Annotated in this window: 23 protein-coding genes; 8 read left to right on the forward strand and 15 right to left on the reverse strand. The window is 73.1% G+C overall.

Translation table 11 applies throughout. The features are described from left to right. Positions 1–10: 10 nt before the first annotated feature. Positions 11–721, reverse strand: a complete 711-nt coding sequence (locus IF09_RS0117310) for an alpha-ketoglutarate-dependent dioxygenase AlkB family protein (RefSeq protein ID WP_030296654.1) — start codon at positions 719–721, stop codon at positions 11–13. A gap of 36 nt (positions 722–757) precedes the next feature. Between IF09_RS0117310 and IF09_RS0117315 the strand changes: the two genes are divergently transcribed. Further along, the gene (locus tag IF09_RS0117315; RefSeq protein ID WP_030296655.1) at positions 758–1,504 is read left to right on the forward strand and encodes a maleylpyruvate isomerase family mycothiol-dependent enzyme; all 747 of its coding nucleotides are present in this window, start codon (positions 758–760) and stop codon (positions 1,502–1,504) included. Between the two features lie 55 nt (positions 1,505–1,559). Continuing rightward, positions 1,560–1,811 (forward strand): DUF6332 family protein, encoded by a 252-nt coding sequence (locus IF09_RS0117320; RefSeq protein WP_030296657.1) that lies wholly within the window; start codon positions 1,560–1,562, stop codon positions 1,809–1,811. A gap of 721 nt (positions 1,812–2,532) precedes the next feature. Here IF09_RS0117320 and IF09_RS0117325 read toward each other — a convergent pair. Together IF09_RS0117325 and IF09_RS0117330 are read right to left on the reverse strand one after the other, a co-directional pair. Further along, entirely contained in the window at positions 2,533–3,477 is a 945-nt protein-coding gene (locus IF09_RS0117325; protein WP_078613306.1) for a spherulation-specific family 4 protein, read from the reverse strand. A gap of 138 nt (positions 3,478–3,615) precedes the next feature. Continuing rightward, complete coding sequence (locus IF09_RS0117330; RefSeq protein ID WP_030296661.1) at positions 3,616–4,314, reverse strand: TetR/AcrR family transcriptional regulator; 699 nt, start codon at positions 4,312–4,314, stop codon at positions 3,616–3,618. A 147-nt stretch (positions 4,315–4,461) separates the two neighbouring features. On the opposite strand from IF09_RS0117330, the gene IF09_RS0117335 reads away from it, so the two are divergent. Continuing rightward, positions 4,462–4,926 carry a nitroreductase/quinone reductase family protein gene (locus IF09_RS0117335; protein WP_030296663.1) on the forward strand — a complete coding sequence of 155 codons (465 nt, stop codon included), beginning with the start codon at positions 4,462–4,464 and terminating at the stop codon, positions 4,924–4,926. Between the two features lie 186 nt (positions 4,927–5,112). Here the strand turns inward: IF09_RS0117335 and IF09_RS0117340 are convergent, their stop codons facing one another. Further along, positions 5,113–6,363: a geranylgeranyl reductase family protein gene (locus IF09_RS0117340; protein WP_037635224.1), complete on the reverse strand. Its 1,251-nt coding sequence runs from the start codon at positions 6,361–6,363 to the stop codon at positions 5,113–5,115. A gap of 254 nt (positions 6,364–6,617) precedes the next feature. Here IF09_RS0117340 and IF09_RS0117345 point away from each other — a divergent pair, with 254 nt between their 5' ends. Further along, positions 6,618–7,982, forward strand: a complete 1,365-nt coding sequence (locus IF09_RS0117345) for a dipeptidase (protein ID WP_030296667.1) — start codon at positions 6,618–6,620, stop codon at positions 7,980–7,982. A gap of 74 nt (positions 7,983–8,056) precedes the next feature. Next, positions 8,057–8,758, forward strand: coding sequence for an MBL fold metallo-hydrolase (locus tag IF09_RS0117350; RefSeq protein ID WP_030296669.1), 702 nt, complete (start codon positions 8,057–8,059; stop codon positions 8,756–8,758). A 284-nt stretch (positions 8,759–9,042) separates the two neighbouring features. Here IF09_RS0117350 and IF09_RS0117355 read toward each other — a convergent pair whose 3' ends face one another. Continuing rightward, positions 9,043–10,083: an NUDIX hydrolase gene (locus IF09_RS0117355; RefSeq protein WP_030296670.1), complete on the reverse strand. Its 1,041-nt coding sequence runs from the start codon at positions 10,081–10,083 to the stop codon at positions 9,043–9,045. A gap of 138 nt (positions 10,084–10,221) precedes the next feature. On the opposite strand from IF09_RS0117355, the gene IF09_RS0117360 reads away from it, so the two are divergent. Then, positions 10,222–11,256: a LacI family DNA-binding transcriptional regulator gene (locus IF09_RS0117360; protein WP_030296672.1), complete on the forward strand. Its 1,035-nt coding sequence runs from the start codon at positions 10,222–10,224 to the stop codon at positions 11,254–11,256. A 13-nt stretch (positions 11,257–11,269) separates the two neighbouring features. Here IF09_RS0117360 and IF09_RS0117365 read toward each other — a convergent pair whose 3' ends face one another. From IF09_RS0117365 to IF09_RS0117395, 7 genes are all read right to left on the reverse strand, one after another. Continuing rightward, complete coding sequence (locus IF09_RS0117365; protein ID WP_030296674.1) at positions 11,270–12,157, reverse strand: hypothetical protein; 888 nt, start codon at positions 12,155–12,157, stop codon at positions 11,270–11,272. Further along, entirely contained in the window at positions 12,154–13,080 is a 927-nt protein-coding gene (locus tag IF09_RS41810) for a hypothetical protein (RefSeq protein WP_051832582.1), read from the reverse strand. Before IF09_RS41810 ends, IF09_RS0117365 begins: the two co-directional genes overlap by 4 nt. A gap of 283 nt (positions 13,081–13,363) precedes the next feature. Next, complete coding sequence (locus tag IF09_RS0117375) at positions 13,364–14,662, reverse strand: DUF6986 family protein (protein ID WP_030296676.1); 1,299 nt, start codon at positions 14,660–14,662, stop codon at positions 13,364–13,366. Between the two features lie 185 nt (positions 14,663–14,847). Next, the gene (locus tag IF09_RS0117380) at positions 14,848–15,810 is read right to left on the reverse strand and encodes an electron transfer flavoprotein subunit alpha/FixB family protein (protein ID WP_030296678.1); all 963 of its coding nucleotides are present in this window, start codon (positions 15,808–15,810) and stop codon (positions 14,848–14,850) included. Between the two features lie 59 nt (positions 15,811–15,869). Next, positions 15,870–16,655 carry an electron transfer flavoprotein subunit beta/FixA family protein gene (locus tag IF09_RS0117385; protein WP_030296680.1) on the reverse strand — a complete coding sequence of 262 codons (786 nt, stop codon included), beginning with the start codon at positions 16,653–16,655 and terminating at the stop codon, positions 15,870–15,872. Between the two features lie 203 nt (positions 16,656–16,858). Further along, positions 16,859–17,395: a flavin reductase family protein gene (locus tag IF09_RS0117390; protein WP_030296682.1), complete on the reverse strand. Its 537-nt coding sequence runs from the start codon at positions 17,393–17,395 to the stop codon at positions 16,859–16,861. A gap of 250 nt (positions 17,396–17,645) precedes the next feature. Next, the gene (locus IF09_RS0117395; RefSeq protein WP_234321042.1) at positions 17,646–17,990 is read right to left on the reverse strand and encodes a thioredoxin family protein; all 345 of its coding nucleotides are present in this window, start codon (positions 17,988–17,990) and stop codon (positions 17,646–17,648) included. A 196-nt stretch (positions 17,991–18,186) separates the two neighbouring features. Between IF09_RS0117395 and IF09_RS0117400 the strand changes: the two genes are divergently transcribed. Further along, positions 18,187–18,909, forward strand: coding sequence for a lysophospholipid acyltransferase family protein (locus IF09_RS0117400; protein ID WP_030296686.1), 723 nt, complete (start codon positions 18,187–18,189; stop codon positions 18,907–18,909). A 102-nt stretch (positions 18,910–19,011) separates the two neighbouring features. Here IF09_RS0117400 and IF09_RS0117405 read toward each other — a convergent pair whose 3' ends face one another. Both IF09_RS0117405 and IF09_RS0117410 read right to left on the reverse strand, forming a co-directional pair. Continuing rightward, the gene (locus IF09_RS0117405; RefSeq protein WP_030296688.1) at positions 19,012–20,223 is read right to left on the reverse strand and encodes an alginate lyase family protein; all 1,212 of its coding nucleotides are present in this window, start codon (positions 20,221–20,223) and stop codon (positions 19,012–19,014) included. Positions 20,224–20,348: 125 nt separating this feature from the next. Continuing rightward, on the reverse strand, positions 20,349–20,933 hold the full coding sequence (locus IF09_RS0117410; protein WP_030296690.1) for a CGNR zinc finger domain-containing protein: 585 nt from the start codon (positions 20,931–20,933) through the stop codon (positions 20,349–20,351). 82 nt (positions 20,934–21,015) lie between these two features. Here IF09_RS0117410 and IF09_RS0117415 point away from each other — a divergent pair, with 82 nt between their 5' ends. Further along, positions 21,016–22,293 carry an MFS transporter gene (locus IF09_RS0117415; RefSeq protein ID WP_037635228.1) on the forward strand — a complete coding sequence of 426 codons (1,278 nt, stop codon included), beginning with the start codon at positions 21,016–21,018 and terminating at the stop codon, positions 22,291–22,293. Here the strand turns inward: IF09_RS0117415 and IF09_RS0117420 are convergent. Then, complete coding sequence (locus tag IF09_RS0117420) at positions 22,229–22,828, reverse strand: transglutaminase-like domain-containing protein (RefSeq protein WP_030296693.1); 600 nt, start codon at positions 22,826–22,828, stop codon at positions 22,229–22,231. The genes IF09_RS0117415 and IF09_RS0117420 overlap by 65 nt on opposite strands. Between the last annotated feature and the right edge of the window lie 79 nt (positions 22,829–22,907).

Here is a 22,907-nt window from a genome sequence, read left to right on the forward strand (position 1 = left end):
GCGCCGCCGGTCAGTCGGGGGGTGTCCCCAGCCCGCCGACCCGCAGGGTGATGTTCAGCCGCCCGGCCAGCCCGAGCCAGGGCGGGGCGGTGCCGGGCAGGACCTTCGGCACCCCGTGATAGGCCAGCCGGGCCGGGCCGCCGAAGACGAACAGATCGCCGCTGCGCAGCGGCACGTCCTGGTAGGGGCGCCCGCGGGAGGCGGTGTTGCCGAAGCGGAAGACACACGTATCGCCGAGGCTGAGGGAGACGACCGGCGCCCCGGACTTCTCCTCGGCGTCGCGGTGCATGCCCATGCGGGAGTCGCCGTCGTAGAAGTTGATCAGCGCGATGTCGTACGCCTCGCCGGTTCCGGTTCCGGCTCTGGCCCCGTCCCCGGTCCCGGCCGGCTCCGGCGGGCCGTACGCCGCGGTCACCGCCTCGCGCCCCAGTTCCGCGAGCCAGCGGGGCATCGGCTTGACCGGGGCCCCGTCGCCGTCCACCGCGGTGCGGGCGTACCCGTACGGATACCAGTGCAGTCCGAGGCACACCTGGCGGGCGGTCATCGTCCCGCCGCCGGGTGTCCGTACGGTGCGCAGCCCGGCGGGCGGGCGCGCCCAGGCGCGGCAGGCCTCGAGCAGCTCCCGCTGGCGCTCGGGCGCGAGCCAGTCGGGCACGTGCACGGCGCCGGGGGCGATCTCGGTCCGCTCGCGCGGGAAGAGTTCCCCGGGTTCCCCGTCCATGGCCCCATTGTCACCGGTCGGTGGGAGACTGCCCGCATGAAGATCACAGAGTATGTCGAGGCCCTTGTGCGGGAAGGCGAGTTGCTCGCCGACACGGCCGAACGGGCGGGTACGGACGCCCCGGTGCCGACGTGTCCGGGGTGGCGGGTTTCCGATCTGCTGAGGCACACGGGTGCGGTGCACCGGTGGGCCGCCGGGTACGTCAGGGACGCGGTCGTGGAGCCGGGCCCGTTCCCGGACGCCCCCGAGCTGGTCGGCTCCGAGCTGGTGGCCTGGTACCGGGAGGCGCACGAGGCCTTGGTCTCGACGCTGACCGAGGCTCCGGCCGATGTGCAGTGCTGGACCTTCCTGCCGACGGCCGCGCCGTCGCCGCTGGCGTTCTGGGCGCGCCGGCAGGCGCACGAGACGGCCGTGCACCGGATGGACGCGGAGGCGGCGCTCGGGGTGCCCTTCGCACCGCTGGCGCCGGAGTTCGCCGAGGACGGGGTGGACGAACTGCTGACCGGCTTCCATGCGCGGCCGCGCAGCCGGATGCGGACCGGGGAGCCGCGGGTGCTGCGGATCCGCGCCGCCGACACGGGCGCGGCGTGGACCGTACACCTGTCGGCGGAGCCGCCCCGTACGGTGTCGGGCGACACGGGCGACCCGGCGGACTGCGAGGTGACCGGCGAGGCCTCGTGGCTGTACGAGGCCCTGTGGAACCGGCTCCCGCTGCTGGGCCCCGGGGTGACCGGGGACGAGGCGCTGGCGCGGCAGTGGGCCGAGACGGCCGGCATCGGCTGAGCGGAAGCCTGCGGCGCTCTTGTGACCGTACGGTACGGGCTGTGACACTGCGTGCATGGAGAGACGGACCCGGGCGGACCGCGACGCGATCACGGTAGAGATCGGCTACGCCTTCGTCAGCGCGGGCCTCGCGGCCGCCCTCGTGTTCGGGGCGGTGTACGGCCCCGCCCTGGTCTTCGACGTCTCCCCCACCACCGATGCCGTCCTGACCCTGGCGGGCGGGGGGCCGGCTGCGGCGGTGTTCCTGCTCCGGGTCACCCGGGTGCTGTGGCGCTTCGCCCGCCGCCCGGAGAACGACGGGCGCTGACCGTCGCGTTCGGGTCGTGCCCGGACCACGGCTGGATCATGGCCGGGCGGGCTGCGCAACCCCTGACGATCGCCGGAGGTGCGGCCCGCCGTTCGGCGGGAGTGCCCGGCCGACGGGATCCCTGCCGTCGGCGCCATGGACCCACTCATGCGGTACGGAGGGGGCCGGCGGGCCGTGAGGGCGGGCGCGGCGGCTGCGGCGGGGGCCGGGGCCCTGCCCGATCCGGTCCACGGCCGCGCGCGCGGGCCCGGATGTCGCGTGGGGCGGCCCGGTGCTCGCGCGGCAGGCCCGCTCGCTCCCACCCGGCGCGTACCAGCTCGCGGTACTGGCGGCGCAGGAACCGGCCCGCGCACCACGGCACCACGGCCGCCGCCGGGCCCGTCGACGGGCTCGCCCATCCGAGCCAGGCCGGTACCGGGCCCCGGCCACGATGGCGGCCGCCACCACCACAGCCAGCGCCAGCGCCGGGTTCCGCGCCCGGCCGGGGCGCCCCCCGACGAGGAACGTGCAGCCAGCCCGCCTCGGGTGTCAGCCACCAGCCGCTGTTTGTGCCCGCGGCGACGCGGGCCGCGGCCACGGTGCCGAACAGCCAGGGCCGCCGCCGGGACGCGTGCGGGTCACGGTGATTCGTCGATCATTGCCCTCAAGCCCGCGACCCTACGGAATCGCGCCGGGCCCACGGCACCGCCGAAAGTCCGCCGTTGGCCCGACGGCGACGCGTTCAGCCCACGGTGGCGGCGTACGCGGTCTGACTGCGGAACTTCCAACTCGGCGACTCGTCCCAGGGGTTCGGCATGAGCGTGCCGGTCGCGTACGCGTAGCCGGCGGCGCGGTCGAACGCCGTACGCAGGGTGGTGCGCATGGCGGCGGCGTCCGGGACGGCGTGGACGAGGTGCCAGAACGCGGTGCCGGTCGGGTCGAGTTCCGTGCCGGGGCGGTAGCCGCCCGACGCGCCGAAGACGTTCCCGCCGAGCCAGCCGCCTTCCGTGTAGGCGGCGTAGGTGTCCTCGTAGGTGACGAAGACGTCCGCGGTGCGGTGGCCCGGTTCCAGGTAGCAGTCGGCGATGGCGGTGCCGGGGTTGTCGACCACCAGGTCCGCTGCGGTGGGGTCGGCGGCGTTCATGGTGTCCTGCACGTACGCGCGCAGCTGCGCGTAGTGGTCGCGGGTGGCATTGCCGGGGCCGCAGTCGCGGCTGACCACGTCGAAGAAGATGCCGTCCACGTGCAGGCGGCCGTCGCGGGTCTTGAGGTAGTTGTCGACGGAGGCCTTGACGGCGGCGATGTCGCGGTTGCCGTGGTCGGTGTGGACGTAGCCGAGGACCTTGGTCTGCTCGCCGGTGGCTGTGGTCCCGGCCCGCAGCGCGTCGGCGCGGGCCTGCCAGGGTGCGTCGAAGGGGGCGTCCCCGTTGCCGGGGTTGAGGACGACCACGGAGGCGGCGGGTGTGGTGGCGACGAGGTCGCCGAGCATGGGGTCGCCGGCCCATGCGTATGCGGGGACGGCGATCTCCAGGCCCCGCACGCCGGCTATCCGGGGTCTGGGGACCGGTGCGGCGTCCTCGGCCGCCGCCACGTCTCCCGTGCCGGCCGAGGCGGTCACGGCGGGCGCCGGGGCGGCCAGTAAGGAGGTGATCAGAACGGCGTAGAGGGCCTTCACGGCGCGGGCCATGGCTGTTCCTCCGGCGATGGGCGGGGGCAGGAGCACGACCCGACGAACACTAGACCGGCGCCCGATCGGTGAAGGGTGAACCACCCGCATTGACAGGAGGAACAGACAAGCGATCTGTCACCTCATCATGTGAGCCCGTCATGCGGCGGGCAGCCCCACCCCGTGGGCCAGTTGGCCCGCGGCGTGGGTGAAGAAGGTCGCTCGGTCCTCGACGACCCGGTTGAACTGGCCGAACAGCTCGAAGGAGACGAGTCCGATCAGCTGCGCCCAGGCGGCGACCAGGGCGGCGGTGACCTCGGGCGGCAGCCCTTCGGCGAAGTCCGCGGTCATCCGGACGGCTTCGGGGCGCAGGTCGGCGGGCAGCGGCGGGAGGGCGAGGCCGCGGCCGGCATGGGCGGCGCGGACGATGCCGAGGAAGGTGTTGCCGACGCGGGAGGCGGGGCCGACGGTGTCCATGGGAGCGCTGTAGCCGGGGACCGGGGAGCCGTAGATGAGGGAGTACTCGTGCGGGTGCTCCAGCGCCCAGCCGCGGACGGCCTCGCAGACGGCGGTCCAGCGCTCGCGGGGCGGGGCGCCGTCGGCGAGGGTGCGGGCGTCGGCCTGCTCTGCGGCGGCGCCGATGCTGTCGTAGGCGTCGACGATGAGGGCGGTGAGGAGCTCGTCGCGGCTGGGGAAGTAGCGGTAGAGGGCCGAGGAGACCATGCCCAGCTCGCGGGCCACGGCACGCAGCGAGAGTTTGGCGGCGCCCTCGGCCGCCAGCATGCGGCGCGCCTCGTCCTTGATGGCGGCGGTGACCTCGATACGGGCCCGCTCCCGGGCCCCGCGCACGGTACTCATGCGAGCAGTGTGCCACGGGGAAAGAGCAGTGCCCAAAATTGGGGTCACTGCTCCATTTCGAGAGCGCTGCTCTTGCTTTGGTGCAGCGATCCGTGCACACTGATCTCAAGCGAGAGCACCGCTCTCCCAGTAGCCTCGGAGACAGTCATGAACGCGCCCACCCCCCACCCGTACTACGTCCAGGCCGGCCCGCTCGCCACCCGCTTCAACTCCCTCTTCGGGAAGCTGGCCCGGCTCGGCATCTCCCTGGCCGGTTCGGCCGAGCTGTCGGTGCGCGGCCGCAAGTCCGGCAAGATGCAGCGGATCCCGGTCAACCCGCACACGTACGAGGGCGAGCAGTACCTGGTGTCGGCGCGCGGCCACTCCCAGTGGGTCCGCAACATGCGGGTGGCGGGCGGCGGCGAGCTCCGCGTGGGCCGCAAGGTGCGCACCTTCACGGTCACCGAGCTCACCGACCCGGTGCAGAAGGCCGCCGTGCTGCGCGCCTATCTGGCGAAGTGGGGCTGGGAGGTCAACCGGTTCTTCCAGGGCGTGAGCGCGGACTCCTCCGACGCGGAGCTCCAGGCGGCGGCCGGCGACCACCCGGTCTTCCGGATCACCATGTCGAACTGACGGGCAGGGCGCACCCCGCGCCGCCGCCCCGCATCCGGCATCCCGCACCCGGCACCCGGCACCCGGCACCAAAGCAGCGGCGGCCTTGCCCGCACCCCCGGCAAGACCGCCACCCTCGTCCACACACCGGCCCCGAAGAGGCCCGGCCCCCAGGCCGCCCCCGGGGCCGCCCCCGGGCCCGGAACCCTAGGCCTGTTCCCTCTCCTGCTCCGGCTGCCCCTGCCCCCGGTTCCGCGCCTGCCTGCCGTCCAGGACGTGCAGCGCCTTGCGGGCCATCGGGTACGTCCGCACCAGGTCGGGCAGCGTCGTCGCACCCCGGGTGATCCGGGCGAAGGCCGTCCATGCCGGGCGGAAGCCGGTGATCGCCGCGTGCATCAGCCCCGGCCGGGCTTCGAAGGCGGTCAGCATCCGCTTGCCGACGCTCATCTCCACGCCCAGTCCGGCCTTGATCGCGAACGCGTAGTTGAGGGCCTGGCGGCGCGCGTCCACCGCGTCCTGCGCCTCGGAGATCTTCACGGCCCACTCCCCGGCCAGCCGGCCCGAGCGCAGCGCGAAGGAGATGCCTTCCCGGGTCCACGGCTCCAGCAGCCCGGCCGCGTCCCCCGCGACCAGTACCCGGCCGCGCGAGAGCGGCGAATCGGGCTTGCGGCAGCGGGTCAGGTGCCCGGACGAGACGGCGGGCTCGAAGCCGGCGAGTCCGAGACGGGCGATGAAGTCCTCCAGGTACCGCTTGGTCGCGGCGCCGTCGCCCTTCGCCGAGATGACCCCGACGGTGAGGGTGTCGCCCTTGGGGAAGACCCAGCCGTAACTGCCGGGCAGCGGGCCCCAGTCGAGGAGCACCCGCCCCTTCCAGTCCTCGGCGACCGTCTCCGGGACCGGGATCTCCGCCTCGAGGCCGAGGTCCACCTGGTCCATCTCGACCCCGACGTGCGCGCCGATGCGGCTCGCACTGCCGTCGGCGCCGACCACCGCGCGCGCCAGGACGGTCTCCCCGTCGGCGAGCACCACGGCGACCGTGCGCCGGTCGGGCACGGCCGCCCCGTGCTGCTCGACCCGCGCGACGGCGGTACCCGTACGGACGGTGGCTCCGGCCTTCTCGGCCTCGGCGACCAGAGCGGCGTCGAACTCGGGCCGGTTGATGAGCCCGAACAGCATCTGCCGCGAACGGCGGGTCCGGGTCAGCTTCCCGTTCAGTGAGAAGGTGACCGCGTGGATGCGGTCCTTGAACGGCAGGACGAAACCGGGCGGGAGGGCGTCGCGCGAAGGACCGATGATCCCGCCGCCGCAGGTCTTGTAGCGGGGCAGTTCGGCCTTCTCCAGCAGCAGTACGCGCCGCCCGGCCGTTGCCGCCGCGAACGCGGCCGAGGCGCCGGCCGGTCCGGCCCCGACCACGACCACGTCCCACACCTCGCCGGTTCCGCCGGCGCTCCCGGCCATCGCGTCCCCCGCCCCCTGAGCGGCCTGCCCTGCTGCTGAGTCGGGTCCCCCGACGGTGCTGTCGTCGCTGCTCACGATGTGCTGATGCTCCTGATCATGCGGTTGCTCCGATGCAGGCAAATCCTACGGCGCGAGTCCGCCCCGTCCTGCTGTGCGAGGATCGGGACTGACTTTCGACGTACCCCGCATACGCCCACGACGCGGATGCGGCCGGCGTACACGTACACAACGTCGCACCCAAGAGGAGCGTGCCCATGTCCCAGAATCCGATCGCCGAGACCATCGCCTCGCTGATGCCCCGCGCCAAGCAGGAGCTGACCGAGCTGGTGGCCTTCCAGTCGGTGGCGGACTGGGCGCAGTTCCCCCGGAGCGAGAGCGAGGGCGCGGCGAACTGGGTGGCCGACGCGCTGCGCGCCGAGGGCTTCCAGAACGTGTCCCTGCTGGACACCCCGGACGGCACCCAGTCGGTGTACGGCTTCCTGCCCGGCCCCGAGGGTGCGCCGACCGTCCTCCTGTACGCGCACTACGACGTGCAGCCGCCGCTCGACGACGCCGCCTGGGTCTCCCCCGCCTTCGAGCTGACCGAGCGCGACGGCCGCTGGTACGGGCGCGGCGCCGCGGACTGCAAGGGCGGGTTCATCATGCACCTGCTGGCGCTGCGCGCGCTGAAGGCCAACGGTGGTGTGCCGGTGAGCGTGAAGGTGATCGTCGAGGGCTCGGAGGAGCAGGGCACCGGCGGTCTGCAGCAGTACGCAGAGGCACACCCGGAGCTGCTGACCGCCGACACGATCGTCATCGGCGACGCGGGCAACTTCCGGCTCGGCCTGCCGACGGTGACGGCCACCCTGCGCGGCATGACCCTGATCAAGGTGAAGATCGACACCCTCGGCGGGAACCTGCACTCCGGCATGTTCGGCGGCGTCGCCCCCGACGCGCTGGCCGCGCTGATCCGGCTGCTGGACTCGCTGCGCGCCGCGGACGGTTCGACCACGGTGGACGGTCTGGCCTCGGACGCGGTCTGGGAGGGCCTGCAGTACCCGGAGGCGGACTTCCGCGCCGATGCGAGGGTGCTGGACGGGGTCGAGCTGATCGGCGAGGGCACGATCGCGGACCGGCTGTGGGCCCGCCCGGCCGTCACGGTGCTCGGCATCGACTGCCCGCCGGTGGTCGGCGCCACCCCGTCGGTGCACGCGAGTGCAGGCGCGCTGATCAGCCTGCGCGTGCCGCCGGGCGTGGACACGGCCGAGGCCATCAAGCTGCTGGAGGCGCACCTGGTGGCGCACACCCCGTGGCAGGCGCGCCTCGAACTCGAGGTCGTGGGCCAGGGCCAGCCGTTCCAGGCGGACACGAGCAGCCCGGCGTACGCGTCGATGGCGGCGGCCATGCAGGTGGCGTACCCGGGCCAGGAGATGCAGGTCGCGGGCATGGGCGGATCGATTCCGCTGTGCAACACGCTGACCACGCTCTACCCGGAGGCGGAGATGCTGCTGATCGGGCTGAGCGAGCCGGAGGCGCAGATCCACGCGGTGAACGAGAGCGTCTCGCCGGAGGAGCTGGAACGCCTCTCGGTCGCGGAGGCCCTGTTCCTGGTCAACTACGCGCAGTCCAAGCGCGGCTGACCTGCGCTGAGGGCGAACTCCGCTCCTGGTGAAAGGCGTGCCGGGGGCGGAGTCGGTGCACGTACGTTCGGAGCATGGATCTCGTAGAGGTACTCCCGCAGCGGCTCCACATGCTCCGCTTCCCGATCGGTCAGGCGTACCTGTGGTGCGACGGCGAAGCCCTGACCCTGATCGACTCCGGCCACGCCGGATCCGCGGCGGCGATCGAGGAGGCCGTCCGCTCCCTCGGGCTGAGCCCGGAGCGGCTGGAGCGGATCGTGCTGACGCACTGCCACCGCGACCACGTCGGCGCCGCGGACGAACTCGCCGCCCGCTGGGGCGCGGAGGTGGTGGCGCACCGGCTGGAGGCTCCGGTGATCCGGGGCGAGCTCCCGGTGCCGGAGCCGGTCCTGCTGGACTGGGAGGTCCCGCTGTACGAGAAGGGGCTGACGGTCCCCGAGGCGCCGCCGACTCGGGTCGACCGCGAGGTCGAGGACGGCGAGGTGCTCCCGTTCGGCGGCGGCGCTGTGGTGGTCCACGCCCCGGGCCACACGCCGGGCAGCATCGGCATCCACCTGCCGCGCCACGGCGTGCTGTTCGCGGGCGACTGCATCGCGGGGGTGGGCCAGGTGATCCTGGGCGTCATGAACGTGGACCGTGACGGGGCCCAGGCCTCCTTCCGCCGCCTCGCGGCGCTGTCCCCGTCGGTGGCCTGCTTCGGCCACGGCGACCCGCTGACCGAGGACACGGCGGCCACCCTCCTCACGGCCACGGAGTCGGAGCCGGTCTTCCCGTAGTCCGGGCTCGCCCGGACCCCGCGCCTCCCCCGCCGGCGGGGCTGGATCCGCCCGGAGGGGTCGGGAGCCAAGCTCCCGGCCCCTCCGGCGTTCGAGGTGCCGGCGGCCCGGGTCCCGTGTGCCGCGGCAGCTCGGCAGCGGGTCCGGGCAGAGCCCGGTGAACGGGAGAAGGGCGGGGCGGGGAGGAGACCGAAAGCCCCGCGCAGCGGCAGCAGTGCCGTGCGGCCGCCGCGGCCGGGCGCCGACCGGGCCGCAGGTCTGCAGGGCGGCAGTCGCGGCGCCGGCTACGGCGTGGGGCGGCCCGCCTCCAGGTACAGGGGGCGTCCTCGCTCGCGGGCCCGCAGGGCCCAGCGGAGGCGTTCGTACCGGACCGGCGGCAGCAGCCCCTCCGCCTCCGCCTCCGTCACGAACCGCCAGGCCCGCAGCTCCGGCCCCGGCAGCCGGAGCCCGGCCGCGGCGGCAGCCGGGAGGCGGCCCCCGTCGAACAGCAGCCGCAGCCCCCCGTACGCCGGAGGCACCGGCGGCTCCCAGTCCACGACGAGCAACCCCGGTACGGCGCCCAGCGTCAGGCCCAGCTCCTCCGCGACCTCCCGCACCCCCGCGCACCCCGGCGCCTCGCCCGCCTCCACCACGCCGCCCGGGAACTCCCAGCCCGGCTTGTACGTCGGATCCACCAGCAGCACACGGTCCTCGTCGTCGAAGAGCAGCACCCCCGCGGCCACCGTCTCCCGCGTCGGCTCCGGCGTCTGCACGATGTCGCAGACCCGGGCCGCGTCCGTGCGTACGGCTTCGGCGATCCGCTCCGCCGTCTCCCGTACGGTCAGGGCCCCGTTGTCGATGACGTGCGCGTCCGCCGCGAGCCAGCCGGCCAGTGCCTGCTGGTAGGCGGGTATGTGGTCGTACGCCCATTGCCGGACCCGCAGGTCCACGTCCGCCGGGTCGCCCGGCTCCTCCCGCGTCGCGATCCGCTCCCGCAGGATCGTTTCCTCCGGGGCGAGAAGCACATGCCGCACCGGTATCCGGCGCGCCGCGAGCCCGCCGAAGATCTCGTCCCGGTACTCCTGCCGCAGCAGCGTCATCGGCACGACCAGCACCCCGCCCAGCTCAGCGAGCATCGCCGCGGCCGTGTCCACCACCAGGCGCCGCCAGCTCGGCAGGTCCTGGTAGTCGGAGACCTCCGCGAGGCGCTTGCGCGGCAGCAGTTGGCGTAGTGCGTCCCCGACGAGCTCCGGGTCGTACAGGGTGCTGTCGGGCAGGATCCCGGTCAGTTCGCGGGCCGTGCTGGTCTTCCCGGCGCTGAATGTGCCGTTGATCCAGACAATCACGTCTACCCCTCTCCGCATGGCTCGTCCGGAGCCCCCAGTGGCTTGCCCGCATCACCCTGCCACGGAAACCCGCTCCCCGGCCCAGTGCTTATCCTCAAGGTCAGAGCCGTACCCGCCGCTTCCGGAGGATTCCGTCCCGTGCCGCAGACCCGCCGCCCGTCCGACCCCCGCTACGGCAACCGGCCGACCATGAAGGACGTGGCGGCCCGGGCCGGTGTGGGCCTGAAGACGGTGTCGCGGGTGGTCAACGGCGAGTCGGGGGTCACCCCGGACACGGTGCGGCGGGTCCAGGAGGCCATCGAAGCGCTCGGGTTCCGCCGCAACGACAGCGCGCGCGTGCTGCGCAAGGGACGTACGGCCACCGTGGGGCTGGTTCTGGAGGACCTCGCGGACCCCTTCTACGGGCCGCTGAACCGGGCGGTGGAGGAGGTGGCCCGGGCCCATGGGGCGCTGCTCATCAACGGGTCGAGCGCCCAGGACCCCGACCGGGAGCGGGAGCTGGCGCTGGCGCTGTGCGCGCGCCGGGTGGACGGGCTGATCGTGATCCCGGCCGGGGACGACCACCGCTACCTGGAGCCGGAGATCCGGGCGGGTGTGGCGACGGTGTTCGTGGACCGCCCGGCGGGCCGGATCGACGCGGACGTGGTGCTGTCGGACAGCTTCGGCGGCGCCCGCGAGGGGGTGGCGCACCTGATCGGGGGCGGCCACCGCCGGATCGGCTTCATCGGGGACCAGCCGCACATCCAGACGGCGACGGAGCGCCTGCGGGGCTACCGCGCGGCGATGGCGGAGGCGGGCCTGCCGGTGGCCGAGCCCTGGGTCTCCCTCGGCTCGACGGCCCCGGAACGCGTCGGGGAGGCGGCCCGGGCGATGCTGGCGGGCCCCGACCCCGTCACCGCGGTCTTCGCGGGGAACAACCGGGTGACGGTGACGGTGGTCCGGGTCCTGGCCGAGCATCGGCCGCCGGTGGCCCTGGTCGGGTTCGACGACTTCGAGCTGGCCGACCTGCTGCGCCCCGGCGTGACGGTGGTCGCCCAGGACGCGGCGGCCCTGGGCCGGGTGGCGACCGACCGCCTGTTCCAACGCCTCGCCGGCGCCGCCCTCTCCCCGGCCCGGATCGAACTCCCGACCCGCCTGATCCCCCGCGGCTCGGGCGAACTCCCCCCGGCCTGAACCAGGCCGGGCGCTACCGGGTCAGGAGACCGAGGCCCAGTTCGATGCCGGCAAGTGCCGTCTGCCCGGCGAGCGCGGGCGCGGCCTGGAGCAGGCCCGCCCTGATCCGGTGCCAGGCACCGGCCCGGCGGGCAGGGTCTTGGTCCACGTCCTGCACCAACGCCACGTCCGCGTCGAAGGCGGCCCCGCCGAGCCCGTGTTCGGCTGCGAGGGCCCGGATCCGCTCGGCGAGCAGAGCCGTCCCGGCGGCCGGGCCGCCCAGGTTCTGCGTGACGGCCATGCCCTGCGCGGCGGCGCCTCCGTACACGTTCATGATGAAGGCGGGCGCTGTGTGGGGTCGCTGGTCGTTCATGTAGTGCCTCACGGTCGAAGTGGAGAGCGACATCGCGCAGTCCTCGCCGCGCGAAGTGAGCATCAGGGCCGGCGCGTCCGGGTCGTCCGTCCACAGCTGGGCCAGCCCGTGCCCTTGGAGATAGCGGGCGGCCCGCCGGACGATGCCCTCGCGCAGCGGGAGCCCCAGGAAGCGGGTGCGGGCGAGGAAGGGGACCAGCCGGACCACGGCGTCGGGGGCTTCGGCGGCCTGCCGGACCAGCTCGTCCAGGACGTAGCCGAACTGCGCGTCCACGCGTCCGCGGGCGCGGGTGACCTGGTCGGCCTCGGCCAGTCCCGCCTCGGTCGGTCCGACGAGCGCCCCGCCGAAGACGTACTCCAGGGTCAGATGGCCGCGGCCGCGGAGCATGCGGGCGGCTGCTTCCGCCGGGGCGGCCCGCGGGTCCTCGTCGGAGACGAACTGCCCGAGGGGTACGGGGATCCCGGCTGCGGACCGGCGTCCGTACATCCAGATCAGCAGCTCGACGGCCAGATCGGCGACCGCCCCGTCGGCGGCGCCGGCGGCGCTCACGGGCGGGCGACGGTGCCGGCCGCCGCGCAGAACTCGTCGATCCCTGCACGGAGGCCGGGGTGCGCGCGGAGGGCAGCGGGCTCGTTCTCCCTGGCCCGGCCCAGGAGTTCAAGCAACCGCAGGGTGTACTCGGTGCGCCAAGCGGCCGCGTACCGCTCCGGGTTGAGATCGGAGGCGCTCTGGACGGGTCCTGCGGTTTGCAGTGCCACCAGCCCGGCCAGGGCCTCGCCGAGGTCGGCGATCAGGCCCTCGCGCCCGGGAGCCCGCGTCTCGGAAGTCTTCGCCCCGGCGGGCCGCGCCTCGAGGCGCGGTGGCGGCAGGACGGTGAGGAACCGGGCGAGTTCGGTGCCGAGCTCGGCGGCGCGGGCGCAGTGCTGCTCGGCCCAGGCCTGTTCGTCGGGCCGGTCGCGCAAGGCGCGGGCGTAGGCCACCCGTTCCGCCTGCTTGAGCCGCTTGCCGCTGGCCTCGTCGAGGTCGGCTCGCAGCTGGAGGTGGCGCCGTTCGGCGGCCTGCCGGGACTTCAGCCCGAGGGCGCCCGCGATCCGGGCCCAGGTGATCTTCTTGCGGCGGGCGGCTCCGAGCAGCCGCGCCTCGTCGGTCTGGAGCTTCTCGCGGAGCTCCCGGATGACGACCAGGGCGGCGAGCAGTTCCGTCTCGGTCACTCCGTCGACGGCGTCGTACTCGACGCAGCGCGCGATGTGGTCGTACTTTTCGGCGATCTCGATGAACTGACGGGTCGAGTCGTGGATGTTCGGCAGTTCCGCGAGGCGCCCGAGCCATTTGTTCTCGGGCTGGACCGGTCGTGTCGTCAGGAGCAGCCAGGCGCTCGGCCGGTCGTATTCGGCCGCGGGGCGGCCTTCGAACGTCGTCTCCCGGACGACGGATTCTGTCGTCCGGGAGACGACGTCCCGACGTTCGATCATGGGTGAATCTCCTGGAGCATGCGAGACGGCGGGCACGGCAGAGGGGAAGCGCGGGATACCGGGCATGCCGGGCACTCCGGTTCCTGCGCCATGCTCCAGGACGCCTGTCGGTCACGGGGCCTGTGGCGGCTATTCGCCAGGGTTCGCCAGGGTGCGCTCCATGACGCGCACCACCACCTTCAGGACATATCGCACCAAAGAACCGCGGCCCCGCCCGGGGTCGTCCGGGCGGGGCCGCGCGAGGCCGTGCGAGGCCGTGCGAGCGCTACGAGCAGGACGTCCCTCAGGCGGTCGCGGTCAGGGTCGCCGAGCGGCGGGGGATGGCGAACGCGTCCAGTTCGGCGCGGGTCAGGCCCGTCAGGGCGGTGACCTCGTCGGCGCCCACCGCGCCGCAGTCCAGGCCGCGGACGAGGTAGCCGGCCAGGGCCTTGGCCGTGGCGGGCTCGTCCATCACGTCGCCCTCGACCTTCGCGACGTACGCCTTCAGGCGCGCGGCGGCCGTCTCGAGGCCCTCGCGGTAGAAGGTGAAGACCGCCGCGTAGCGGGTCGGGAGGTGGCCCGGGTGCATGTCCCAGCCCTGGTAGTAGGCGCGGGCCAGGGCCCGGCGGGTGAGGCCGTAGTGCAGCTTCCAGGCCTCGTGGACGTGCTCGGTGGTGCCGATCGGCAGGACGTTCGTCGAGCCGTCGGAGACGCGTACGCCGGTGCCGGCGGCCGCGACCTGCATGATCGCCTTGGCGTGGTCGGCGGCCGGGTGGTCGCTCGACTGGTAGGCGGCGGAGACCCCCACGCAGGCGCTGTAGTCGAAGGTGCCGTAGTGCAGGCCGGTGGCGCGGCCCTTGGAGGCCTCGATCATCCGGGCCACGGTCGCGGTGCCGTCGGAGGCGAGGATCGACTGGCTGGTCTCAATCTGGATCTCGAAGCCGATCCGGCCCGGGCGCAGGCCGCGGGCGGTCTCGAAGGCCTCCAGAAGCTTGACGAACGCGCTGACCTGCTCTGCGTACGTGACCTTGGGGAGGGTGAGGACCAGTCCGTCGGGAAGGCCGCCGTGCTCCAGCAGCCCGGACAGGAAGATGTCCGTGGTGCGGATGCCGCGGTCGCGGACGTTGGACTCCATGCACTTCATGCGGATGCCCATGTACGGGGCGTTCGCGCCGTTGGAGAAGGCCTCGGAGACGAGGCGGGCGGCGCGGGCGGCCGCCTGGTCCTCCTCCTCGTCGGAGCGGACGCCGAAGCCGTCCTCGAAGTCGACGCGGAGGTCCTCGATCGGCTCGGCGGCGAGCTTGGCGCGGACGCGGTCGTAGACGGGTACGGCCAGTTCGTCGCTGATGCCGAGCACCTTGGCGAAGGTCGCGGCGTCCGGGGCGTGCTGGTCGAGGGCCGCGAGGGCCTGGTCGCCCCAGGAGCGGATGGTGTCGGCGGCGAAGACGTCACCGGGGACGTAGACGGTGTGGATGGGCTGGCGGGTGCCGGGGTCGCCCGGGTAGTGGCGCGCGAGCTCCGCGTCCACCGGCGCGAGGGAGGCGCTGATGCCCTCGCTGACCGCGCCTGCGAGGCTCGTCGCCACCTTCTCCTGCTGACCCATCGTGCACTCTCCTCTTTTCCGCTTCACGGAAGCTTAGATCCGCATAGCAGAATTTAGTGTCGAGGTTCCGCCCAGTCAATGGTCCCTCCACCGACACGGCCAAACGACTCGGGGCCGTGCGGTGAGAAACACCACACGGCCCCGAGACGGTCAGCCAAAGGTCAGACGACGAAGAGAAGCGCAGGTCAGCCCTTGCGCGCCTTGATCTCCTCGGTCAGCTGCGGGACGACCGCGAAGAGGTCGCCGACCACGCCGTAGTCGACCAGGTCGAAGATCGGGGCCTCGGCGTCCTTGTTGATGGCCACGATGGTCTTCGAGGTCTGCATGCCGGCCCGGTGCTGGATCGCGCCCGAGATGCCGGAGGCGATGTACAGCTGCGGGGAGACCGACTTGCCGGTCTGGCCGACCTGGTTGGAGTGCGGGTACCAGCCGGCGTCGACGGCGGCGCGCGAGGCGCCGACGGCGGCACCGAGGGAGTCCGCGAGCTCCTCGATGATGTGGAAGTTCTCGGCACCGTTGACGCCGCGGCCGCCGGAGACCACGATCGCGGCCTCGGTCAGCTCGGGGCGGCCCGTCGACTCGCGCGGGGTGCGGGAGACGACCTTGGTGCCGGTGGCGAGGGCGCCGAAGGTGACGGCGAGGGCCTCGACGGCACCGGCGGCCGGGGCGGCCTCGACCGGAGCCGAGTTCGGCTTGACGGTGATGACCGGGGTGCCCTTGGAGACACGGGACTTGGTGGTGAAGGACGCGGCGAACGCGGACTGCGTCGCGACCGGACCCTCGTCACCCGCCTCCAGGTCCACGGCGTCGGTGATGATGCCGGAGCCGATGCGGACGGCCAGCCGCGCGGCGATCTCCTTGCCCTCGGCGGAGGAGGGAACGAGGACGGCGGCCGGGGAAACAGCCTCGTATGCAGCCTGCAGCGCGTCCACCTTCGGTACGACGAGGTAGTCGGCGAACTCGGGGGCGTCGGCGGTGAGGACCTTGACGGCACCGTGCTCGGCGAGCACGGCGGCGGTGTCGGCGGCACCGGCGCCGAGGGCGACGGCGACGGGCTCGCCGATGCGGCGGGCCAGCGTCAGCAGCTCGAGGGTGGGCTTGCGGACGGCACCGTCCACGTGGTCGACGTAGACGAGAACTTCAGCCATGGGACTGCTCTCCTGCTATTGCGAAGTGTCTGGGGGCTATGAGGGGGTGGCCGAAGTTCTCAGATGAACTTCTGGCCGGCCAGGAACTCGGCCAGCGCCTTGCCGCCCTCGCCCTCGTCCTTGACGATCGTGCCGGCGGTACGGGCCGGGCGCTGCGCCGCGGAGTCGACCGCGGTCCAGGAGCCCTCGAGGCCGACCTCGTCGGACTCGATCTCGAGCTCCTCCAGGTCCCAGGACTCGACCGGCTTCTTCTTGGCGGCCATGATGCCCTTGAAGGACGGATAGCGGGCCTCGCCCGACTGGTCCGTCACGGAGACGAGCGCCGGGAGGGAGGCCTCCAGCTGCTCGCTCGCGGAGTCGCCGTCGCGGCGGCCGGTCACGGTGCCGTCCTCGACCTTGACCTCGGAGAGCAGGGTGACCTGCGGGACGCCCAGGCGCTCGGCCAGGATCGCCGGGAGCACGCCCATGGTGCCGTCGGTCGAGGCCATGCCGGTGATGACCAGGTCGTAGCCGGCCTTCTCGATCGCCTTGGCGAGCACCAGCGAGGTGCCCATGACGTCGGTGCCGTGCAGGTCGTCGTCCTCGACGTGGATGGCCTTGTCGGCGCCCATGGACAGCGCCTTGCGCAGCGCGTCCTTGGCGTCCTCGGGGCCCACCGTCAGGACGGTGATCTCGGCGTCGTCGGCCTCTTCGGCGATCTGCAGCGCCTGCTCGACGGCGTACTCGTCGAGCTCCGACAGCAGACCGTCGACGTCGTCGCGGTCGACCGTCAGGTCATCGGCGAAGTGCCGGTCGCCGGTGGCGTCGGGCACGTACTTCACACAGACAACGATCCTCAGGCTCACGCCGGCTCTCCTACCGCATCGTCTTTTTTCTGATACCGCCTTGTGCAGGCAGCATAGGCGCCTTGTCGGGCGGATCCCGGTCGGGGCGGCCCGCGCTCCGATGGGAATGTTACTCGTCAGTACACCGTGGGTCCCCCACGGTTGCAAGGCCGGTGAACTGTGATCTGTCCAACGCCGCCCAGACCCGCCCCAGCAGGGACGATTCAGTCGCGCAACGCGTTGAAGCGACCCTGGTGGTACAGGAGCGGGCGGCCCTCCCCCGCCGGGTCCCCGGCCACGGCCTCCGCGATGATCACCCGGTGCGCCCCGGCCGGCACCCGCGCCACGACGCGGCACACCAGCCACGCCAGTACGCCGTCGAGCAGCGGGACCTCGTGCGGACCCGGGGCCCAGCCCGTGGCCGGCCCGAAGCGGTCGGCTCCGCTGCGGGCGAACAGGCCCGCGAGCTCCGTCTGGTGCTCGCCGAGTATGTGGACGCCGAGGTGCTCGGAGTCGCGTATCGCGGGCCAGCTGGAGGAACCGGTGGCGATCGTGAAGGACAGCAGCGGCGGATCGGCCGAGACGGAGTTGAGCGAGGTCGCGGTGAACCCGACCGGCCGGCCGCCCTCGTCGGCGGCGGTGATCACGGCCACTCCCGCGGCGTGCCGGCGGAAGACGGAGCGGAGCAGGTCGGGCGAGCCCGGCTGGGCGGCGTCGAATCGTGCGGAATGGGCCGTCGGAATTGCCGGCGGGGCTGTCATCGAGGAGCTTCCTTCTGCCGCACAGGCGGCGGGCACGGGCGCGGTCGGATCAGGTCGGAGGCCGGGGTCGTTCAGTGGCTCCGACAACGCGCGCTCGCGTAGCGGACGAGGTCCACGTGGACCCGCCCGTAAAGCAGGAGTTCATACCGCATGCGGCCAGCCTGGCGATCTCTCGTGTACACAGTCAAGCCGCACGGGGCAGATGCGAGGCGCGTCACGCTGCGTGCGGGCGTGTGTACCGGCGCACCGGTCATACCGCGGCACCCAGGGCGGCGATCACATCCACCTTGCGGGGCATCCCCGCGGCGCGCCTCACGATCCGGCCGGCGGAGTCCAGGACGAGCACGGTCGGCGTCTTCTCGATGCCCAGGGCGCGCACGAGTCCGAGGTGGGCCTCGGCGTCGATCTCGATGTGCGCGACCCCCTCGACCAGCTCCGCCACTTCGGCGAGGATCCGCCGCGTGGCCCGGCAGGGCTGGCAGAACGCGCTGGAGAACTGCACCAGGCTGGCCCGCTCCCCGGGCTCCGCACCCAGTTCCGCCACGCCCAGCCGCACCACACCCGCCGTCACCGCAGACCTCGTTCCCTGCATCATTGATGCGTTCGTACGGTGATCCGAGCGCCCCGGACACGCGCCGCATTCCCGGCGTGACGAGAATCTCCTCGGGCACAGACGTCTGGGCTGGCCAGCAGGCCGCGTTTGGGGCACGATCCCCAAGGGCCGCGTACCTACGCAGCCGTAACTTCCGGCCGGGAGTACCTCCCCAGGCAGAAAGCGGGGTCTCCCCCTGATGGCTGAGCTCGTCTATCCTCCGGTGATCGGCGCCGCCCACACCCTGTTCCGGGCGCTGGACATCCGCATCGACATGAAGGGCACGGAGAACATCCCGCGCAAGGGCGGGGCGGTTCTCGTGTCCAACCACATCGGCTACCTCGACTTCATCTTCGCCGGCCTGACCGCGCGGCCGCAGAAGCGCCTGGTCCGCTTCATGGCGAAGGAGTCGGTGTTCCGGCACAAGGTGTCCGGCCCGCTGATGCGCGCGATGAAGCACATCCCGGTGGACCGCAAGCAGGGTGAGACGGCCTATCAGTACGCCCTCGACTCGCTGCGCGCCGGCGAGATCATCGGCGTGTTCCCCGAGGCGACGATCTCCCAGTCGTTCACGCTCAAGAGCTTCAAGTCGGGCGCCGCGCGCATGGCCCAGGAGGCCGGCGTCCCGCTGATCCCCGTGGCACTGTGGGGCACGCAGCGGCTGTGGACCAAGGGCCGTCCGAAGAACCTCAAGCGCAGCCACATCCCGGTGACGATGCGGGTGGGCGAGCCCATCGAGGCGCCGAGCGACCAGTACGCCGGGGCGATCACCCGCCGCCTGCGCGAGCGGGTGCAGGAGCTGCTGGATGCCGCGCAGCGCGCCTACCCGGCCGCCCCCAAGGGTCCCGAGGACTCCTGGTGGCTGCCGGCGCACCTGGGCGGCACCGCGCCGACGGCCGCTCAGGTCAAGGAAGCGGGCTGATCCCGGACCACCGGGTCGGGTGATCGTGCGGCCCCGCTGTTCACGGCGGGGCCACCGGACCGTGCCGGTCGAGCAGCGTGCCGGCCGGTCAGCGCGCGCCCGTCAGTTGGGGTTCTCGGCGTGGGTCAGCGTCTCCCATGCCTCGAAGTGGTTCTCGCTGCCCGCGGGGCGCCGTCCCTCGGTGAGCTTGCGGGTGTTGTCCATCTCGATGCCCAGCCGCGTGTGCAGGGCGTTGTAGCCGACCTCGGTCGCCGGGCCGATGCCCTTGGTCAGGCTCCCGCCGCACAGCCAGGAGGGCACCGGCGCGCCGAGTTCGTACGCGGCGTGGAAGCCGAGCGCGTGCCGGAAGCGGTCCTTGAACTCCGGGTAGAGGTCGCGGCCCTGGATCCGCGAGGTCTCGGCGACGTGCATGGTCGCGGCGATCCCCATGCCGGTGTGGCCGAAGTCCCGGCAGGTCTCCTGGGCGAGGCCGTCCACGAACGTGCTCTGGCCGTGCCAGTAGTCGACCAGCTCGCTCTTGGTGTCGATGCTCGAGCGCGGCGGGTACTTCGGCTGCGGGCCGTCGGAGGCCAGGTAGAAGTACGCGGGGACCCGGCCCAGGTAGACGGCCATGGCCTTGTCGTAGCTCGCGCGGTCGTCGAGGTGGACGGAGATGCCGACGGCGGCGTCCATCATGATCAGTTCCCAGTTGCCGTTGCTGTTCGGCTTGCCGTTGATGACCTCGGGCAGGTAGACGTCGCGCAGCATGGCCGCGAACCGCCCCTGGTTCGGCCAGCCGCCGGTGTACGTGTGCTTGATGATCTCGGCGGCGCGCGGCCAGGTGGATCCCGCCCAGCCGCTCTGCAGCGGGGCGTTGCTGTTGGTGTGGTCCTTGATCTTCGCGGACCAGGCGTCCATCAGCTCGACCGACTTCTTCGCGTACTTCGCGTCGCGGGTGATGTACCAGGCGAGGGCGTCGCTGTACGCCGCGATGGCATCCTCGCGCTCGTCGGAACAGCCGAGGTTCGGGTTCGAGTACGAGCCGCACTCGACGACGGCGCGCGGCTTGGGCGTGCGCGACAGGGAGCCGTACTTGCTGGCGAGCATCGCGTCGAACGCGCCCTTCCACGGCTGCTGCCCGGCCTGCACCTTGGTGCGTACGAAGTCCAGCTGGGCGCGACTGCTGAGGACTCCGGGGTGGGCGAAGGGGGCGGGGGCTGCCGCGGCGGCGGGGGCCGGCCGCGGGCGTCCGGCGTGGGCGGAGGGGGTGAGGGTCAGGGCCGCGGTTAAGCCGAGTGCGAGGGCGGCCAGCCCGGCGGGGACTCCGTAACGCATGAAGCGCCTTCCGGTCGCAGGTGGGGGGAACGGGGAATTCCTGCCGCCGAAAGTACCCATGGGCATGCCAAGTTGACAACGTTATCGACAGGAAACTTTCCTGTTGCTTCCACCCGCCGGGCCGCCTACGCCTCCGCGGCCGCCCCCACCTGCCCGGACGTCTCGGCGCGCTTGCGTCTGCGGTGCGCGGCGACCCGCGCCCGCGTGGCGCAGGCGGTGGAGCAGTAGCGGCGGGCGCTGCCGGGCCCGGCGCCGAGGAAGAACCGCCCGCAGCCCCCGACGGCGCAGGCACCCCACGCGATCCGCCCGTACTCGGTGAGGAGCCGGGAGAGCGCCAGGGCCCCGGAGGCGAGGAACCACTCGCCCCACCCGGCCTGCTCCCCCCTGTCCACGTGCAGGTGCCAGGGGTGACCGTCGTGCCGGGTCAGGCGGGGGCGGCTGCCGTACTGTGCGAAGAGCGCGTTGAGGGCCTCGGCGGCGCGGTCCTCGTCGGCCTCGGCGAGGACCGCGCCCATCCGCCGGGCGGCGGACCGCAGTTCGGCCGCGCCGGCCTCGGTGAAGGCCTCCTCGGTGAGGTCGCGGGGGTGCTCACCGTGCCGCTCGAGGAGCGCCGCCAGCTCGGCGCGCGGGAGTTCGGGATCCAGGCGAACCGCCTCGGCGAGATCGATCAGCCGCCGGCCGGCCGAGAACCCGTGCGCGGAGTCGGTCATCCCCGGATCCTTTCGTTCTACATCCGTTTGGCGTAACGTCTCGTGCCGCTATCACGTTACACATCTCGAGGGGGGTCCGGGGATGCACGGGTTCGGGCGGTACCTGGCCGCTGCGCTGGCCGCGCGGTTCGCCTCGGAGGGCATGAGCCTCGCGGTGGTGCTGCTCGCCCTCGAGCGCACGGGGAGCGCCGCGCACGGGGCCTTCGTCCTGACCGCCTGGCTGGCTCCGCACATCCTGGCGGCTCCGCTCGCCGGGGTGGCCGCGTCCCGGACCCGCCGGCCGAGGCTGTTCCACGTGGGCGCGCTGGCCGGGTTCACCTGTGCGGTGGCGGCCCTGTCCGTGCTGCTCGGCCGGGCCCCGGCGCCGCTGGTGCTCGCGGTGGCCCTGCTGGGCGGCAGTTGCGGGCCGATGGTGACGGGCGGGATGTCCAGCCTGGTCGCCGGTCTGGTCCCGGCGGGCGCCGCACGGGACCGGGCGTACGCGTGGGACGCGTCCACCTACAACGCCGCCGCGGTGACGGCCCCGGCGGTGGTGGGCCTGGCCGCCGCGCTGGGCTCGGCCGCGCCCGCGATGGCGGCGCTCGCGCTGGCCGGTGCTCTCGCGGCGGCACTGGCCGCGACCCTCCCGTACGGAGCCCCGCAGCCGGCCCGGGCGACGAACCCGGCGAACAGCCCGGGCGCACCCGCCGGCCCTCCCCCCGCCGGTCTGGGCGCCGGGCTGGCAGCCCTGTGGCGGATCCGGGAGCTGCGGGCGATCACCTCGGCCACGACGCTGGCCTTCGTCGGTATCGGCACGCTCACCACCACCTCGGTGCTGCTGGCCTCACGGCTCGACAGCCCGGGCGCCGGGGGCGTGCTGATGACGGCCTTCGCGGTGGGCGCACTGGCGGGCTCTCTGACGCTGGGCCGGATCACGGCGGTGGAGCCGGGGCGGCTGGCGCGCTGGGCGATGGCGGGCACCGGGGCCGCCCTGGCGGCAGCCGCGTTCGCCCCGTCCGTCACCCTCGCCGCGGTGCTGTTCACCGCCGCGGGGGTGTGCGACGGGCCGCTGCTGACGGCCACCCTCCGGATCCGCTCGGAGTACGCCCCCGACGCCGTGCGGACCCAGGTGTTCACCCTCGGGGCGGGGCTCAAGCTGACCGCCGCGTCGGTCGGCGCCGCGCTCGTCGGCTTCGCCGCGGCCGCACCGCCGCAGGCGCTGCTGGCCGGGATCTCCCTACTGATCCTGGCGGCGGCCCTGCTGCACGCGCTGGTGGCACGGCAGGCACCGGCACGACCGGGCGGCGCCGCGGCAGCTACAGAGCCGTCGGGAGGTTCCGCCACAGCTCCGGCCGGTCGGCGGACTCCCGCAGGGCCCTGAGCGCGGCCGGGTGCGGGGTGGCGTACAGCTCGGGGTAGTCGACCTCGCCGAGCGCGGGGCGTACGGGGTAGGCGAGTTGCTCGCCGTCCAGGGCGAACCGGGCGTCCACGCCGGGCTTGTTGCCCCGGGGGTCCTGGCGGGCCCAGTCCGCGGCGCCGGGCAGCCGGAGGGCGATCAGCCCGTGGACGACAGGGTTGGTGCCGTCGTCGTCGGCCAGCCGCTGGTAGCAGAGGCCTGCCGGGATGCCCCGGGCGCGCAACAGGGCGACCAGCGCATGGGACTTGGCGTAGCAGATGCCGTTGCGGGTGCCCAGCACGTCCGAGGCGCGCCAGGAGACGCGCAGGTCCCCGGAATCGGCGGAGTGCGGGATGGTGTCGCGGACGAACTCGAAGGCGACCTTGGCGTATGAATATGCGTCGCCGGTGGCGGTCCAGAGGGTTTCGGCGGTTTCCCGGACGAGCGGATGCTCGTGGTCGATGACCTCGTCCGCCGCCACATAGGCGTGGACGTCTGGGCTTTGCGGGATCAGCTGCATGGCCCGGAGCATAGGCATACCCCCGACCGCGGATCAATGAATTTACGGTCGAGGGTATATCTATTCAGCTACCGAAGGA

Source organism: Streptomyces katrae, assembly GCF_000717655.1.
In the GTDB taxonomy this organism is placed as follows: domain Bacteria; phylum Actinomycetota; class Actinomycetes; order Streptomycetales; family Streptomycetaceae; genus Streptomyces; species Streptomyces katrae_B.